Here is a 13654-nt window from a genome sequence, read left to right on the forward strand (position 1 = left end):
GAAACAGCGCGTCCGGCGCAAAGGCGATGAATCCGTCCAGGGCCAGGCGACGGGTCACGTCCTCGATGTGCGGATTGAGGCCGCGGTTTTCATGCACCACCAGCACGGTCGGCAGCTTGCCGCCGGCACCGGCCGGCTGCACCAGGTAGCCGCGCAGGGTGCCGTAGCCGCCGGGCGACGGGTATTCCACGTAGCTGGCCTTGATGCGTGGATCGTTACCCTGCACTTCCTGGGCTTCGGCAAACTTCGGGCTGAGGGCATTGAGCAGGCCTTCTGCGGTGAGCCCGGCCACGGCGTACTTGGTGGCGCTCTTGAGAAACTCCCGGCGCGGAATGATGCCGTGCACGTACTTGTCGAACAGCGTGAGCACTTCCGGTTCGAAATCAGCGGCAGTCTTGCGGGTCATGGTCGAATCTCCGGAGCGTTTCAGCTTACTTGGCGCGGCCGGCGTAACCGGCGGTCAGCACCGGAAAGCGCCAGGCCGAACCGCTGCCGACCACATACAGCGTCTTTTTGTCCGGGCCGGCAAAGGCCAGGTTCTGCGGCCGCTTGGGCAGCGGAATCACGCCAAGCGCCTCGCCCTTGGGGGTGAACACCTGGATGCCCGCGTTGGAGGCCACGTAGAGCCGCCCTTCTGCATCCACGGCCAGGCCGTCGGCGCCGCTGGTGGGGCCATTTTCGGTATGGCGGAAACCTTCCAGCCTGGCGAAATCGCGCTTCGGGCCGATCTTGCCGTTGGCAGCGATGTCGAAAGCCAGCACGTGCTCGCCCGCGGTGTTGGCCACGTACAGCACCTTCTCGTCGGGGCTCAACTGGACGCCGTTGGGGCGGGTGATGTCGGCGGTGATCCGCTCGATGGCGAATTCCGGCGAGATGCGATAAACCGCCGGCTTGGCGATCTTGCTCAGGTCGGGCTTGGGGTTGGCGTTGGCATTGACGCCGGAATCGGTGAAGTAGACGTTGCCCTTCTTGTCCACCACCAGGTCGTTGGGCCGGCCAAAGCCGAGGCCGCCATCCACCTTGGCGGCCAGCGTGCGGGCGTTGCCGGCGGGCTGGATCACGCCAACCCTGGCGTCCAGCGTCTGCACGCTCACCAGGTCGCCGTTGGGGGCGTAGGCCAACGAATTGCTGCCATTGGCGCCGGCCAAAAAGACCGAGGTGCTGCCATCCGGCGCAATGCGGATGATCCTGTCGTTCTGGTTTTCGGTGAACAGCACGCTGCCATCCGGCGCGGCGATGGGGCCTTCGGTGCCCTTGAATCCATCCTTGATCAGTTCGATCTTCGTGCCGGCCTCGACCACGCCGGGAACGGCGGGCGTGACGGCCTCCTGGGCGTGGGCAGCGGTCACGGTAATGAAGGCAGCGCCAATGGCGGCCAGGGCTTTGACGGAGGCTTTGAGTTTCATGGTCATCCGGATGCGTTCGAAAGGGGGGCAGGAGGCGGGATCAGCCTGGGCAATCCACAACCCTTTCAATGCATTCGGCGTGCCAGCCCACGCGCGGGAGGCGGGCTTTTTCCGGCGGGTGCACTGGCGACTCCGCCATTCAATTGATTTATCGGGACAAATCCTTCTTTGGCGAGAAGCGATTCCCCTGTCGGCAAGAGGGTGAACACCATTACCAGACACGCTCCGGCTGTTGCCAAGCCCGCAGCCGCCCTGTGCAACTGCTGCTTTTTCAACTGCGCTGTTGAGAACCGGGCAAGGGGCCGTCCGGCAGCCCTCGCTGCGGCATCAACTCACAACGGGTTGATAAGCTGGCCTTAAGCCCGATGGTCCATATTCCTCGCACCACTGCCCGAATCACCCGGAACGCATCATCATGAAACGTCCTCTCTTCTTCCTCGCCGGCCTGCCCCTTGCGCTTTGGGTCGCGTTCACCCTTCCCGATGTCATCCTTTCGGCCAAGAACCCGTGGGACTGGCGCCACGCGCTGATCCCGCTGTTCGGCACCCTCGCCCTGTGGTGGGCGAGCGCCGGCCTGATGCTGGCCGCCCGGTCGCCCCGGCTGGAGACCTTCTTCGGCGGCCTCGACCGCCTGTACCGCCTGCACAAGAACATCGGGATAGGCGCCGGGGTGATCGTGTTCACCCACTGGATGCTCGAATGGCTGCCCAAGAACCTGGCCAAGGCCGGCTTCGTCGTTCGCCCCGCGCGCGCCCCGCGCCCGCCCAAGGGGCCGGAGGACGTGTGGATCGACCTGGCCAAGGACGTGGGTGAATGGGCCGGCTACATCCTGCTGGCGCTGGTGCTGATCGCGCTGCTCAAACGCATCCCCTACCGCTATTTCCGCTGGGTGCACAAGCTGTTTCCGCTGGTCTTCATCGCCGGCGCCTTCCACGGCCTGATGTTGATGCCGGCGAGCTTCTGGCAGCAGCCCCTAGGCTGGCTGACGATGTGTGTCGCGGCCCTCGGCGTCGTGCCGGCCGTGCTGTCGCTATCGGGCCGCATCGGTGCCCGCCGGCAGCATGTCGCCCACATCGAAAGCCTGAGCCGCCACGCCGACGGCGTGCTGGAAGTGCACTGCCGCCCCACCGGATGGCCGGGCCACAAGGCGGGCCAGCACGTGCTGGCCAATTTCGGCCACACCGCAGAAGGCGCCCACCCCTTCACCCTCGCCAATGCCTGGCACCCGGCCAGCGGCACCCTCAAGCTGTCGATCAAGGGGCTCGGCGACTACACCCGTCAGCTGGCCGAACGGCTCGCCATCGGCCAGGCGGTGAAACTCGAAGGCCCCTACGGCGCCTTCACCTTCGATGCGGACAAAGCCGGCAGCGGGGAAATCTGGGTCGCCGGTGGCATCGGCATCACCCCCTTCCTCGCCCGTCTCGATGAGCTGGCCCGGCAGCGCGAAAGCACCGGGCGCCCGATCGACCTTTTCTACGCCACCCGCGCCGAGCACGCCGACTCCTACCCGGCAAACTTGCCGGCGCTGTGCGAAGCGGCCGGGGTGCGCCTGCACCGGCGCTACACCGACACCCAGGGGCCCTTCGACACCCGCGACATCCTGCGCCACGCCAGGGCGGGCAGCAGCGTGTGGTTCTGCGGGCCGGAAGGCTGGGGGCTGGCACTGGAAAAGGCCGTTGCCAGCACCACCCCGCCAGTCCGATTCGAGCGGGAACTGTTCGCGTTCCGCTGAGCCGCTCCGCCATCGCGCAGATAAAACGCTCGCCCTGAGCGTGTCGAAGGGCGGCGGCAAACTGCAGGGCCGGAGGGGCGACTTCAGTCGCCCGCGGACTCCGATCAAAGGCGTGCCTGTGATTCAACGCGCGGATGGGCGACTGAAGTCGCCCCTACAAAAGGCACATCAATGAGGCGCAACAATAAGGCACAGCTTGGGTAGGTCGGGTTAGCGCAGCGTAACCCGACATCGGACGTGCCCATCGATGTTCATGTTGGTGTCGGGTTACGCCCTGCGGGCTAACCCGACCTACCCGTGCTTCACGGGGCTTGACGGGGATAACAGTATCTACAAGTCGCCTCTGCCTGTCGACAAGCCTGGAGCGAACAGGTAGTCGATGTTTATGGCCGGGCTAATGAAACGAAGCTTCAGTTCGTCATTCCGGAGCCGCAAAGCGGAACCCGGAATCCATAAGTGAGTGCGAAAACCTCTGGATTCCGCGCTCTGCCGGTTGGCTGAATCTCATTGCCAATCGGGAAAAATTCGTCCGTGAATAAGAAGCCGGGGCATGGAAGGTGAATCCACCCCATGCCAAGGCCGAGTCTTTCACTGACACGCTTCAAGGCCGGGCGGCCCCAGCGCCTGCCCGGCAATGATGGAACCCGACATGCACGCGACCACCCGAACCCACGCACGTCCGGGGCTGCTGCCAGCCCTTGCCCTCGGTATCGGCCTTGCCCTGAGCAGCACAGGCAGCATGGCCGCCGGCCCGCAGGCTTCCACGCCGCAGGTTCGGGCCGAACTCGTCGCGTCGGTGAGCGCCGTAGAGCCCGGCGAGCAGATCCGGCTCGGCGTGCAGCAGAAGATCATTCCCCACTGGCACACCTACTGGGTGAATCCGGGGGATTCGGGGCTCGCCACCACCATCGCCTGGACGCTGCCTGAAGGCGCCACGGCCGGTGACATCCAGTGGCCCAGCCCCGGCCGCTTCGCCATGGGGCCGATCACCAATTACGGCTTTGAAAACGAAGTCACCCTTCTCAGCGCCCTGAACATCCCCGCCAACGCCCGCCCCGGCGCCCTGTTTCCGGTAAAGGCCACGGTGAACTGGCTCGTCTGCCAGGAAACCTGCATCCCCCAGCAGGTCGAGCTTGAATTGAATCTGCCCGTCGTTGCCGCGGGCAGCCCACGCCAGCCCGGCAGCCCCCTCATCGCCCAGGCCGCGGCGCGCCTGCCGGTCGCCTCGCCGTGGCAGGCCGAACTCACCCGCACGGCCAGCGGCCTTAACCTGGGCCTGAGCGGCGCCGGCCTGGGCGCACTCAAGGCTGCAGATGTGTGGTTCTACCCCGACCAGTGGGGCCGCATCGCCCACGGCGCAGCCCAGCCCGTAAAGATAGAGGGCGACCGCCTGAACCTCAGCCTCACCCCCGACGACGACCCGCTCCCGGCCGGGCAAACCCTCGGCGGCGTGCTCGTGGTGTCGAGCCCGGACAGCGTCAAGGGCTATGTCATCCAGGCCAGCAGCGCCGCCGCCCCGGCGGGCGCAGGCACCACGCCCGCAGCCCCCGCTGCTGAGCCCACCCTCGGCGCAGCCCTGCTCTTTGCGCTCTTTGGCGGCCTGATCCTCAACCTGATGCCCTGCGTCTTCCCGGTGCTCTCGATCAAGGCCCTGTCCCTGCTCAAGCACGTGCACCAGTCGCCGGCCAGAACCCGGCTCCAGGGCCTGGCCTACACCGCCGGCGTGCTGGCCAGCTTCCTGGCGCTGGCCGGGGTGCTGATCGCCCTCAAGGCCGGCGGCAGCGAGGTGGGCTGGGGTTTCCAGTTCCAGTCGCCGGTCTTCGTGCTGGGCGTGGCCTACCTGATGTTCGTCGTCGGGCTCAGCCTTTCAGGCGCATTCACCGTGGGGGCGTCGGCGGCCGGCGTGGGCGCCGCGCTGGCCGACAAGCCGGGCTACACCGGAAGCTTCTTCACCGGCGTGCTCGCCACCGTGGTGGCCACCCCGTGCACCGCCCCCTTCATGGGTGCGGCCCTCGGCTTTGCCCTGGGCCAGCCGGGGCCGGTGTTGCTGGCGGTGTTCCTCAGCCTCGGACTGGGGCTGGCATTGCCCTACCTGCTGCTGAGCTTCTGGCCGGCCCTGCAGCGCCTGCTGCCGCGCCCGGGCCGCTGGATGGAGCGTCTCAAGGAATTCCTCGCCTTCCCCATGTATGGCGCCGCCGTGTGGCTGGTGTGGGTGCTCGCCCAGCAGGCCGGGCCCAACGCCATCGCCATCGCACTGGGCGGCATGCTCGCCATTGCCTTCGCGGCATGGCTGTATGCCAACAGCCATGCCGTTCGCCCCCTGGCCCGCCACGGCAGCCGTGGTCTGGCGGCCCTTGCCCTGGGCCTGGCATTGGCTGGCGGCTACATCGGCATCCGTACCGGTGCTGCCGATGCCGCGCAGGCCGCAACGACCAAAGTATCCGGCAAGACCTGGGAGCCCTACAGCAAGGCCCGCTTCGACGCCCTGCGCGCCGAGGGCAAGCCCGTCTTCGTGAACTTCACCGCCGCCTGGTGCATCACCTGCCTTGCCAACGAACGGGTCGCCCTGTCCGACGAGTCGGTCATCGCCGCCTTCCGCCAGGCCGGCATCACCTATCTGAAAGGTGACTGGACCAACCAGGATCCGCAGATCTCCGCCCACCTTGCCGACTTCGGACGCAGCGGTGTGCCGCTTTATCTCTTCTACCCGGACGGCGACAAGACAGAAGCCCGCGTGCTGCCCCAGCTGCTCACGCCTGCCACCGTCATCGCCGCCCTGCAAACCCCGTCATCCCCCCACCTCGCCAAGGAATAGCACCGATGCTGAATGCCAACACCCTGCGCCGCACCGTCCTGAGCCTCGCCGCCGCCAGCCTGCCCCTCTTCTCCGCCACGGCCGCCCACGCCGCCGCCGAAATCGGCCAGCCCGCACCGGCTTTCAACGCCCAAGGGGCCGACGGCAAACCCGTCAGCCTCGCCAGCTTCAAGGGCAAGACGGTGGTACTCGAATGGACCAACCACGAATGCCCCTTCGTCGTGAAACACTACGAAAGCGGCAACATTCCCCAGCTGCAAAAGGAATTCACCGCCAAGGGCGCCGTGTGGCTGCAAGTGATTTCATCCGCGCCCGACAAGCAGGGCCACGTGGACGGCCCCTCGGCGATCAAGATCAACGGTTTCCGCAACGCAGCCCCCAGCGGCATCGTTCTCGACCCGGACGGCAAGATCGGCAAGGCCTACGGCGCCCAGACCACGCCCCACCTCTTCATCGTCGATCCCGCCGGGCAGCTCGTGTACAAGGGCGGCATCGACAGCATTCCCTCGGCCAGCAAAGCCGACATCGCCAGGGCCGACAATTACGTGAAGCTCGCCTTCGCCGATCTGGCCGCCGGCCGCAAGCTGGCCCACGCCAGCACCAAGCCGTATGGGTGCTCGATCAAATACGCGGATTGAATGCAGTAATCGATGCCACGCATCAGCCCGGAATCTCTGGCTCGACAAGCTTCTCCAATTGAGCCAGCGATTCCTGCCAGCCGAGATAGCACATCTCGACGGGAATGATCTCCGGGATGCCCTCCTGCACAATCGTCAGCTCCGAGCCGCACAAGACCGGCTTGATTGAAACCCTTACCTGAATCTCGCCGGGCAGGTTCGGATCATCGAACTCGTCCGTGTAGCGAATCAGCTCGCCCGGCACCAGCTCGAGATATTCACCACCAAAAGCGTGCACGTTGCCGGTGGAAAAGTTTTCAAAGGACATCCTGAAAGTGCCGCCCACCCTCGCATCCAGGTGCTCCACCTTGCAGGTGAAGCCATAAGGCGGAAGCCACTTCGACAGCGCATCCGCGCTCAGGAAGGCCCGGTAGATCTTCTCCGGTTTGGCACGCAGCACACGATGAAGTCGGACAGTTCCTGTCGGCATGATCAATTCTCCTGAAAGTTTGGCCGGGCAAGTGTGCCAGAAGCGGAGACTTCGCGAACCAGGCCCTCACCGCCTATTCACTGACGGACCTCCATCATGTCGATGACCATTTTTGACAAGCATCATTAACCATGAAGTAATCATGGCTATAGTGAATAAGAGGCGGGGCCCGTGGATGAGAGGAGAGCATTGTTGGTCACACTTACCCAAACCGGTCATGCGGGTGTCCGATTGACGCGGCTCGCTCAGATATGCGCTGTGGCCGTGGCGTATTTTTCGACCGGCTGGCTCGGCCTCAAGCTGCCCTACTTCGGCTCACACATCACGCTCATCTGGCTGCCTACCGGCATCGCCGTCGCCGCGCTTGTGCGGTGGGGCTTTGGCATGTGGCCAGGCATCGCCATCGGTGCGTTTCTGGCCAATTGGGCCATCGGCTCGACCTTTTCCCTCGCCTTTGGCACCGCAACCGGCAACACCCTCGCCCCCTTGCTGACCGCCTACTGGTTGCGGCAGGTTCATTTCGACAGCGATTTCAATCGCCAGGTCGACGTCGCTTCGTTCATCGTCGCCAGTTCCGTCGGCATGCTCGTTTCGGCCACGGGCGGCGTCTTCAACCTTTATCTTGCAAAATTGCTGACGCTGGATGGCGTGGCGGTTGCGTGGCTCACCTGGTGGGTTGGTGATGTGGTCGGCCTGTTGCTGGCCGGGCCTTTGCTGTTGCCCCTGAGCCGCAACACCCTTTCGCAGCTCGGCGGAAAGAAGCGAAGCCTGGCCCTGTGGTTTCTGGTGGCAGGGTTCATTGCCTGGCTGGTCTTCGTCGTGCATTACGGCGAGGCCGGGCTCCGTCTTCCCCTGGCGTTTCTCGCGCTGCCCTTGTTTGCCTGGGCCGCATTGCACTTTGGCATCGTTGCCGCGGCTGTCGCGTGTCTGGGTTTTGCAATGGTCGCCACCTGGAGCGCCTCCTCCGGACAGGGCGCGTTTCATCTGTACAACCCGCAACTCGGCCTGATCCTGCTGTGGAGCTATATCGCCACCACGCAGCTGACAGGCCTTTCCCTGGCCGCACTCAAAGCGGAACGTGACCGCGCCGACGAGATCCGCCTGAAGAGCGAAGAAGGCCTGCGGATGATGATCGCAAGCGTCATGGACTACTCCATCATCATGCTCGACCCCGAGGGCCGGGTTGCGTCGTGGAACGACGGCTCGAAGCACCTGAAAGGTTACGACGCAGCAGAGATCCTGGGCCATTCGATCGCCCTGTTCTACACGCCCGAGGAACAGGCCAAGGGCCGACCGGCAGCCCTGTTGAAGCTGGCGGCAGAAACCGGCCGCGCGGAAGAGGAGAACTGGCATGTTCGCAAGGACGGTTCGCGCTTTTTTGCCGACTCCATCATCACCGCGCTCCGTGCCCCTTCCGGCGCCCTGATCGGCTTCTCCGAGGTCACCCGGGACATGACCGAGCGCAAAAGGGCCGACCGCGAGATGCAGCGGCTCAACCGCTCGCTGCGCCTGCTCAGTGACTGCAACCTGCTGCTCGTCCATGCCACCGATGAAGCGGCGCTGCTCACCGACATCTGCCGCGTGATGGTCACCTCCGGCGACTACGTCATGGCGTGGGTTGGCGTTCCCGAGAACGATGAGCAGAAATCGGTTCGCCCGGTTGCGGTGTCGGGCTTTGAAAACGGTTATCTGGACGGGGTGCGCATCTCCTGGAATGGGGATAGCCCCCTGGGCCTGGGGCCGACGGGCACCGCCATCCGCACGGGCAAAACCACCGTCAATCAGGATGTCCTGAGCAACCCGAACCTGCGCCCATGGCGCGAAGCTGCGCTCAAGCACGGATTCCAGTCGAGCCTCAGCCTGCCGCTCGTCTGCGAGAGCCGCACCATTGGCGCCCTCACGCTCTACGCGCGGGCGCCGAATGCCTTCGCAGTGGAAGAGGTCAAGCTGCTCGATGAACTGGTCCAGAACCTGTCCTTCGGCATCCAGATGCTGCGCACCCGCCAGGAGCGGGATACCGCCAAGGCGGCAACCCATGCCAAGAGCGTCTTCCTCGCCAACATGAGTCACGAGATCCGCACACCGCTCAACGCAATCCTCGGAATGGCCTACCTGCTGCGCCGTGAAGGCGTGACCGAACAGCAAGCCGAGCGGCTTGGCACCATCAACGCATCGGCAGACCATCTGCTCAGCGTCATCAATGACATTCTCGATCTCTCCAAAATCGAGGCTGGCAAATTGACGCTGGAGAAAACCCGACTTGAAGTGAACGTCCTGCTCAGCAACGTCTTGTCCATCATTGCATCCAGGGCACAGGCCCAGGGCTTGAAACTGAGAGTGGAAGCCGAGAAAGTGCCGCGGCATCTGGTGGGCGACCCGACCCGGCTGACCCAGGCTCTGCTCAACTACGCCAACAACGCCATCAAGTTCACGGAAAGCGGCAGCATCACGCTGCGCACCCGCGTCCTGGAGAGCGATGACGCCACCCTCCTGCTCCGCTTCGAAGTCCAGGACACGGGTATCGGCATTGCGCCGCAGGCCCGGCTGCGCCTTTTCGAGGCCTTCGAGCAGGCAGACAGCTCCACCACGCGGGAATACGGAGGAACCAGCCTGGGGCTGGCCATCACCAGATATCTGGCGGTATTGATGGGCGGCGAAGCAGGTGTAAACAGCACCCCGAATGTCGGCAGCACCTTCTGGTTCACCGCAAGACTGGAAATGTGCGAGCAAACCAGCGGCAACCGGCCCTCTGCCGACACGGTCGACGCCGAAGCCCGGCTGACCGAAACCTGCAGAGGCCTGTCGGTTCTATTGGTGGAAGACGAACCGATCAACCAGCTTGTTGCGCAGGAACTGCTGTCGACAACCGGCCTCATCATCGACACCGCCGACAACGACCTTCAAGCCGTGCAAAAGGCAAAGGCAAAACCCTACGACCTGATCCTGATGGACATGCAGATGCCCAAGATGGACGGCGTCACCGCCACACGCCTGATCCGCCAGATTCCGGGCCGCCAGACAGTCCCCATCATCGCCATGACCGCCAACGCCTTCAGCGAAGACCGGGCCCGCTGCATGGATGCGGGAATGAACGACTTTCTTTCAAAACCGGTGGTGCCGGAAAAGTTTTATTACGCGCTGCTCGCCTGGCTTCGTCCATTGCAGCCGCCTTCTGCTTGATTCCGGGTTGGCAGAAGGCTTGTGGCCGTGGGCGGATTGGGTTGAGGGGGATTGCTGGAATTAGTGGTTTGGTTTGTAGATGGTTGGCCTTGCGGTGGCACTGGGGCGGCTGGTGGTAATTGTTGAGCGACGGGTTGTAGGCCGAAGCTGACTGTCAGCCTTTGCAGGGAATCGGGCAACTATGCGCCGGTTACCTTCCCCTCAGCCGCTGATGGTGAACAATGGCAGAATTCGTTAGCTGCCCAGGATGGCCCCAGACCTGAAGGCGACTTTGCTAGATTGATGTGTAGCGGCAGAAAGCAGACGTTCAAAGCCATTGTCGTTGCCGATTTTTTCCAGCAAGGTTGGTGTAGTGGGTTCACCCTGGACGCCTGACAACCCCAGAAAGCTGGTTCCATTCAATTTGACGCCGGCGCCAGTGTTCGGAAATCGTCTGGGTAAAGTCTTGGCGCACCAACTTCGCTCGGTTCTGGCACCAATCTTTTGAGTCTTGGCGAATGATGATCCCTTCCAACGGTCCTGAACGGAAACGGCTGTGGTCGTATTGCACCCGCGTTCTTAATAGTGGCAGCGTCTGATGGCCACGCTCTAACTCCGGCACTGTGAAAAGCCCAAGCTTTTCCGCCAGCGCATTACGTCGCACGCTGCTCCAGAACTTGCTCGCCTGACGGTCATAGACATCGAACAGCAAAAACCAGTCGGGCAGGCTGCTGTAATCGAGCGAATGTCGGGCGGCACACCATTCGCCGAAGAGCATCAACGTTGGCTTCAGGGCTGCGGCGATCGCTTCGCTATGCAGGGCCAGCCAGGCAGGCAGCCGGGAAAACTGGCCGGTGTGCGGTTCGCACAGATATTGGCCACGATTCTGGGCGCGTAACGAGCCATCGGGGGCGAGGGATAGTCCGAGGTTGGCCCCATCCAGCTTTTCTTCCAGTACCACTTCTTCAGCCAGCAGCGCCTTTGCTTCCGCCGGGGAGAGTACCTTGTCGTCACGCGGCTGGCCTGTTGCCAGCCAGGCAATATGCGGGGTGTGAGGGAAGCGGAAGAAGTCGGTCATTGGGTTTAATCAGGAAAGGGCGGCAAGGGTTTTTCCGGAAATTTTTTCTGGTAGAACTTTCTTGCATCGGCTTTGCACAGAAACTCGACCGAAAGCTCTTTCTCTTTCAAAGCTGGCCACCAATCCATCCACTTGCAATCCGCGGCCTGCCAAACGGGGGGTCTTTCTGGGTGTGCATGGGCGACTGCTGCAAATTTCCGATCCGGTGCATCAAAAATGGCTTCCAATGTTGGATCGGGGAATTCCTGGAAGTGGTTTTCCGATATTTCAGTAATGGATACTTGCTCGACATGTCGCCGATTCGACTGGTTGCGTAGCAACCATTTCAGAAACACATCACCCACACCCTTAGGTTGATTCGGATGTGTTTTGTGCAGGTATTCCGAAATGATGTGGAAATCATCATCAATGACTGTCACACCATCTGCCATGATCATTGTCAGCCGACGGACGCATTCTTCAACGCAGTCAGGTGAAATGTCCTTGTGCGATTGATTGGCGACAAGCAGAACATTGGTATCGATGACGGCCTTCATCTTTCAGCCATCTCCTCGCGTTGCTTCATCAGATGCTGCATTGCCGCCATAGTGCGTGCAGAAATATCCGCCATTTCATCGCCAAAGAAATTCTCTGGCCAGTTCTCAATCTCTCCCAATACGTTCAGGCGTAGCGGCTCCAGTTCAATGGCTGAACCGGCCCGACGGCAGAAATAAACAGCCACGTCCTCAGGCGACACAGTGCCTTCAGCGACTCGACGTTGTAGTCGGTTTAGGAAGTGCTCGGAGTGGCTTTCGACGATTAATTGGACATTGCGTTCCTTGCCGTTCTCGCGGGCCTGAGTGGCGGAAATGAAGACATCGGCCAGTTCGGCTTGTACCTGTGGGTGCAAGTGAATTTCTGGTTGCTCCATCCAGATGGTCGAGTTCGGTGGGCAGTAGAAGGCCTGAACCAGTGCGGGCAATACCTGTGATACTCCAAAGCCTACATCTGTGATTTTTACTTCGCTGGAGGTCGGGTGGGCTTTGACCAGAACTTCGTATTCCTTCCGGCCTTCGGCTACAGGTTTAACCGAAAAACTGCTAATAATTCCCAAGTCCTTCAGCCATTGAGCAATAAATCCGTCGAATCGGGACTGATGTTTTTTCGGGCCACGATTAAGTTTTCGATCTTGGGCGCTGGCAGCTAGAATGGCTGCGACAGAAAACTCACCCTTCTGCCCGACACTCTCTGGCGTTTCTCCTGACCAAGAGTAAATGCGTTTTGGATGTTCGCGCAAAGGACCAAGGTAATAGACGCTACTCAGCGCAGCTTCTGTGTGTAAGGCAAAATCAGAGAGGAAATCGGCATTCTGGAAACGGGCACGGCTTTGGTCGGAAATTCTATAAAACTTATCCGGTTCGTCCAGGGGCCAGCCACGTCCCAAATTTCGAACAAGTTTGTACTGGTTCGAGCGAATCTCAAGCTTGTTTTTCTCATCGCGAACATAGGCAACAGAGAGTGTGGTGGCATCTTTCTGCCGCAGGTGATATTCCATGCGGTTTACTCGAGGTTGCTCCTTTGCATCCGCGATGATAGTGACATCCAACTGCAATTCGTCACCAACAAATTTTGTATGGCTCAATGGGTCACGAATTTCGAGTCGTTTTCCAGGAATTTGCCATCCTAGTTTGAAGCGCAGCTCATTCTTAAGATCATGGTTGTGAAGGCATTCAGTAAAGGTGCCAAGATCGATCAATGCGTTTTCATCCCCCAGATGGAGGGGGCGTTTGCGATCGACGGACAGAACTGTTTGCTTCAGTGCGAGAAGCAAATGGCCCAAACTGCTCTTGCCCGAGCTATTAGCTCCAAAGATGACGGTAAGCGGGGCAAGCTGGATTGGTCCGGTGTCTTTCCAGGCCTTAAAGTTTTTGATGCGAAGTGAAGTCAGCATCGTTGTAACGCTCCGATTTTGGACTAGACCTACGTAGGGCTGATTGCTGGTCGCCGAGAAATCGGTGACCGAACAGCAGGCCTTCGTCAGAACTGGGGTCAAGGGCCACCCCCCATCACGTTGAAAATCACTAGGTGGTGGTGTTGTGGTTGTGACGATGTGCTGGAAAGACGGCATAGTGGCTTGGGACGGCTCCCTTTGCAACAGCCAGACTGGTGACATGAAATTTCATACATTTTCTTACTCTTGGGCGCGTTTCCCTTTAGGTGAATTGACCCGACAGTTCTAGACGGATTGGAGCCTCTACCACTTAGCTTTGTCCGCTTGGAAGCGGTAAACGGACTTCCGTTCAAGAGGCTGCGAAGGAGTGCTATGGTTAAGGGTTGTCCGATGCCTGCCCCCACGTGCAACGGGTTAAAGCCCTGCC

The 13654-nt window shown here is 61.6% G+C and carries 10 protein-coding genes; 4 read left to right on the forward strand and 6 right to left on the reverse strand.

Features of this window, described 5'->3' with window-relative positions; all coding sequences use genetic code 11:
- The coding region (locus Q1W26_RS12700; protein ID WP_300440641.1) for a dienelactone hydrolase family protein at nt 1-406 on the reverse strand (406 nt) is incomplete at its 3' end.
- Nucleotides 407-431: 25 nt separating this feature from the next.
- Nucleotides 432-1406, reverse strand: a complete 975-nt coding sequence (locus Q1W26_RS12705) for an SMP-30/gluconolactonase/LRE family protein (protein ID WP_300440644.1) — start codon at nt 1404-1406, stop codon at nt 432-434.
- A 415-nt stretch (nt 1407-1821) separates the two neighbouring features.
- Between Q1W26_RS12705 and Q1W26_RS12710 the strand changes: the two genes are divergently transcribed.
- The 3 genes from Q1W26_RS12710 to Q1W26_RS12720 all read left to right on the forward strand — a co-directional run bounded on the left by Q1W26_RS12710 (nt 1822) and on the right by Q1W26_RS12720 (nt 6591).
- On the forward strand, nt 1822-3138 hold the full coding sequence (locus tag Q1W26_RS12710) for a ferric reductase-like transmembrane domain-containing protein (protein ID WP_300440648.1): 1317 nt from the start codon (nt 1822-1824) through the stop codon (nt 3136-3138).
- Between the two features lie 649 nt (nt 3139-3787).
- Nucleotides 3788-5953 (forward strand): thioredoxin family protein, encoded by a 2166-nt coding sequence (locus Q1W26_RS12715; protein ID WP_300440651.1) that lies wholly within the window; start codon nt 3788-3790, stop codon nt 5951-5953.
- Nucleotides 5954-5958: 5 nt separating this feature from the next.
- On the forward strand, nt 5959-6591 hold the full coding sequence (locus tag Q1W26_RS12720) for a redoxin domain-containing protein (RefSeq protein ID WP_300440654.1): 633 nt from the start codon (nt 5959-5961) through the stop codon (nt 6589-6591).
- A 22-nt stretch (nt 6592-6613) separates the two neighbouring features.
- Here Q1W26_RS12720 and Q1W26_RS12725 read toward each other — a convergent pair whose 3' ends face one another.
- On the reverse strand, nt 6614-7060 hold the full coding sequence (locus Q1W26_RS12725) for an SRPBCC family protein (protein ID WP_300440657.1): 447 nt from the start codon (nt 7058-7060) through the stop codon (nt 6614-6616).
- 264 nt (nt 7061-7324) lie between these two features.
- Between Q1W26_RS12725 and Q1W26_RS12730 the strand changes: the two genes are divergently transcribed.
- Nucleotides 7325-10240 carry an MASE1 domain-containing protein gene (locus Q1W26_RS12730; RefSeq protein WP_300440660.1) on the forward strand — a complete coding sequence of 972 codons (2916 nt, stop codon included), beginning with the start codon at nt 7325-7327 and terminating at the stop codon, nt 10238-10240.
- 358 nt (nt 10241-10598) lie between these two features.
- Here the strand turns inward: Q1W26_RS12730 and Q1W26_RS12735 are convergent, their stop codons facing one another.
- Genes Q1W26_RS12735 through Q1W26_RS12745 form a run of 3 tightly spaced genes read right to left on the reverse strand, consistent with a single transcriptional unit; the run spans nt 10599 to nt 13227 of the window.
- Complete coding sequence (locus tag Q1W26_RS12735; RefSeq protein ID WP_300440663.1) at nt 10599-11297, reverse strand: RNA ligase family protein; 699 nt, start codon at nt 11295-11297, stop codon at nt 10599-10601.
- Between the two features lie 5 nt (nt 11298-11302).
- Nucleotides 11303-11833 (reverse strand): hypothetical protein, encoded by a 531-nt coding sequence (locus Q1W26_RS12740; protein ID WP_300440666.1) that lies wholly within the window; start codon nt 11831-11833, stop codon nt 11303-11305.
- On the reverse strand, nt 11830-13227 hold the full coding sequence (locus Q1W26_RS12745; RefSeq protein WP_300440668.1) for a DUF3696 domain-containing protein: 1398 nt from the start codon (nt 13225-13227) through the stop codon (nt 11830-11832). The genes Q1W26_RS12740 and Q1W26_RS12745 overlap by 4 nt, the downstream gene beginning before the upstream one ends.
- Between the last annotated feature and the right edge of the window lie 427 nt (nt 13228-13654).

This window comes from Zoogloea sp. (assembly GCF_030157465.1).
Taxonomy (GTDB): domain Bacteria; phylum Pseudomonadota; class Gammaproteobacteria; order Burkholderiales; family Rhodocyclaceae; genus Zoogloea.

Coding starts and splice junctions, on each gene's coding strand:
- Q1W26_RS12745 (WP_300440668.1), bottom strand. CDS start 13,227: ATGCTGACTTCACTTCGCATCAAAAACTTTAAGGCCTGGAAAGACACC.
- Q1W26_RS12740 (WP_300440666.1), bottom strand. CDS start 11,833: ATGAAGGCCGTCATCGATACCAATGTTCTGCTTGTCGCCAATCAATCG.
- Q1W26_RS12720 (WP_300440654.1), top strand. CDS start 5,959: ATGCTGAATGCCAACACCCTGCGCCGCACCGTCCTGAGCCTCGCCGCC.
- Q1W26_RS12735 (WP_300440663.1), bottom strand. CDS start 11,297: ATGACCGACTTCTTCCGCTTCCCTCACACCCCGCATATTGCCTGGCTG.
- Q1W26_RS12710 (WP_300440648.1), top strand. CDS start 1,822: ATGAAACGTCCTCTCTTCTTCCTCGCCGGCCTGCCCCTTGCGCTTTGG.
- Q1W26_RS12725 (WP_300440657.1), bottom strand. CDS start 7,060: ATGCCGACAGGAACTGTCCGACTTCATCGTGTGCTGCGTGCCAAACCG.
- Q1W26_RS12705 (WP_300440644.1), bottom strand. CDS start 1,406: ATGAAACTCAAAGCCTCCGTCAAAGCCCTGGCCGCCATTGGCGCTGCC.
- Q1W26_RS12715 (WP_300440651.1), top strand. CDS start 3,788: ATGCACGCGACCACCCGAACCCACGCACGTCCGGGGCTGCTGCCAGCC.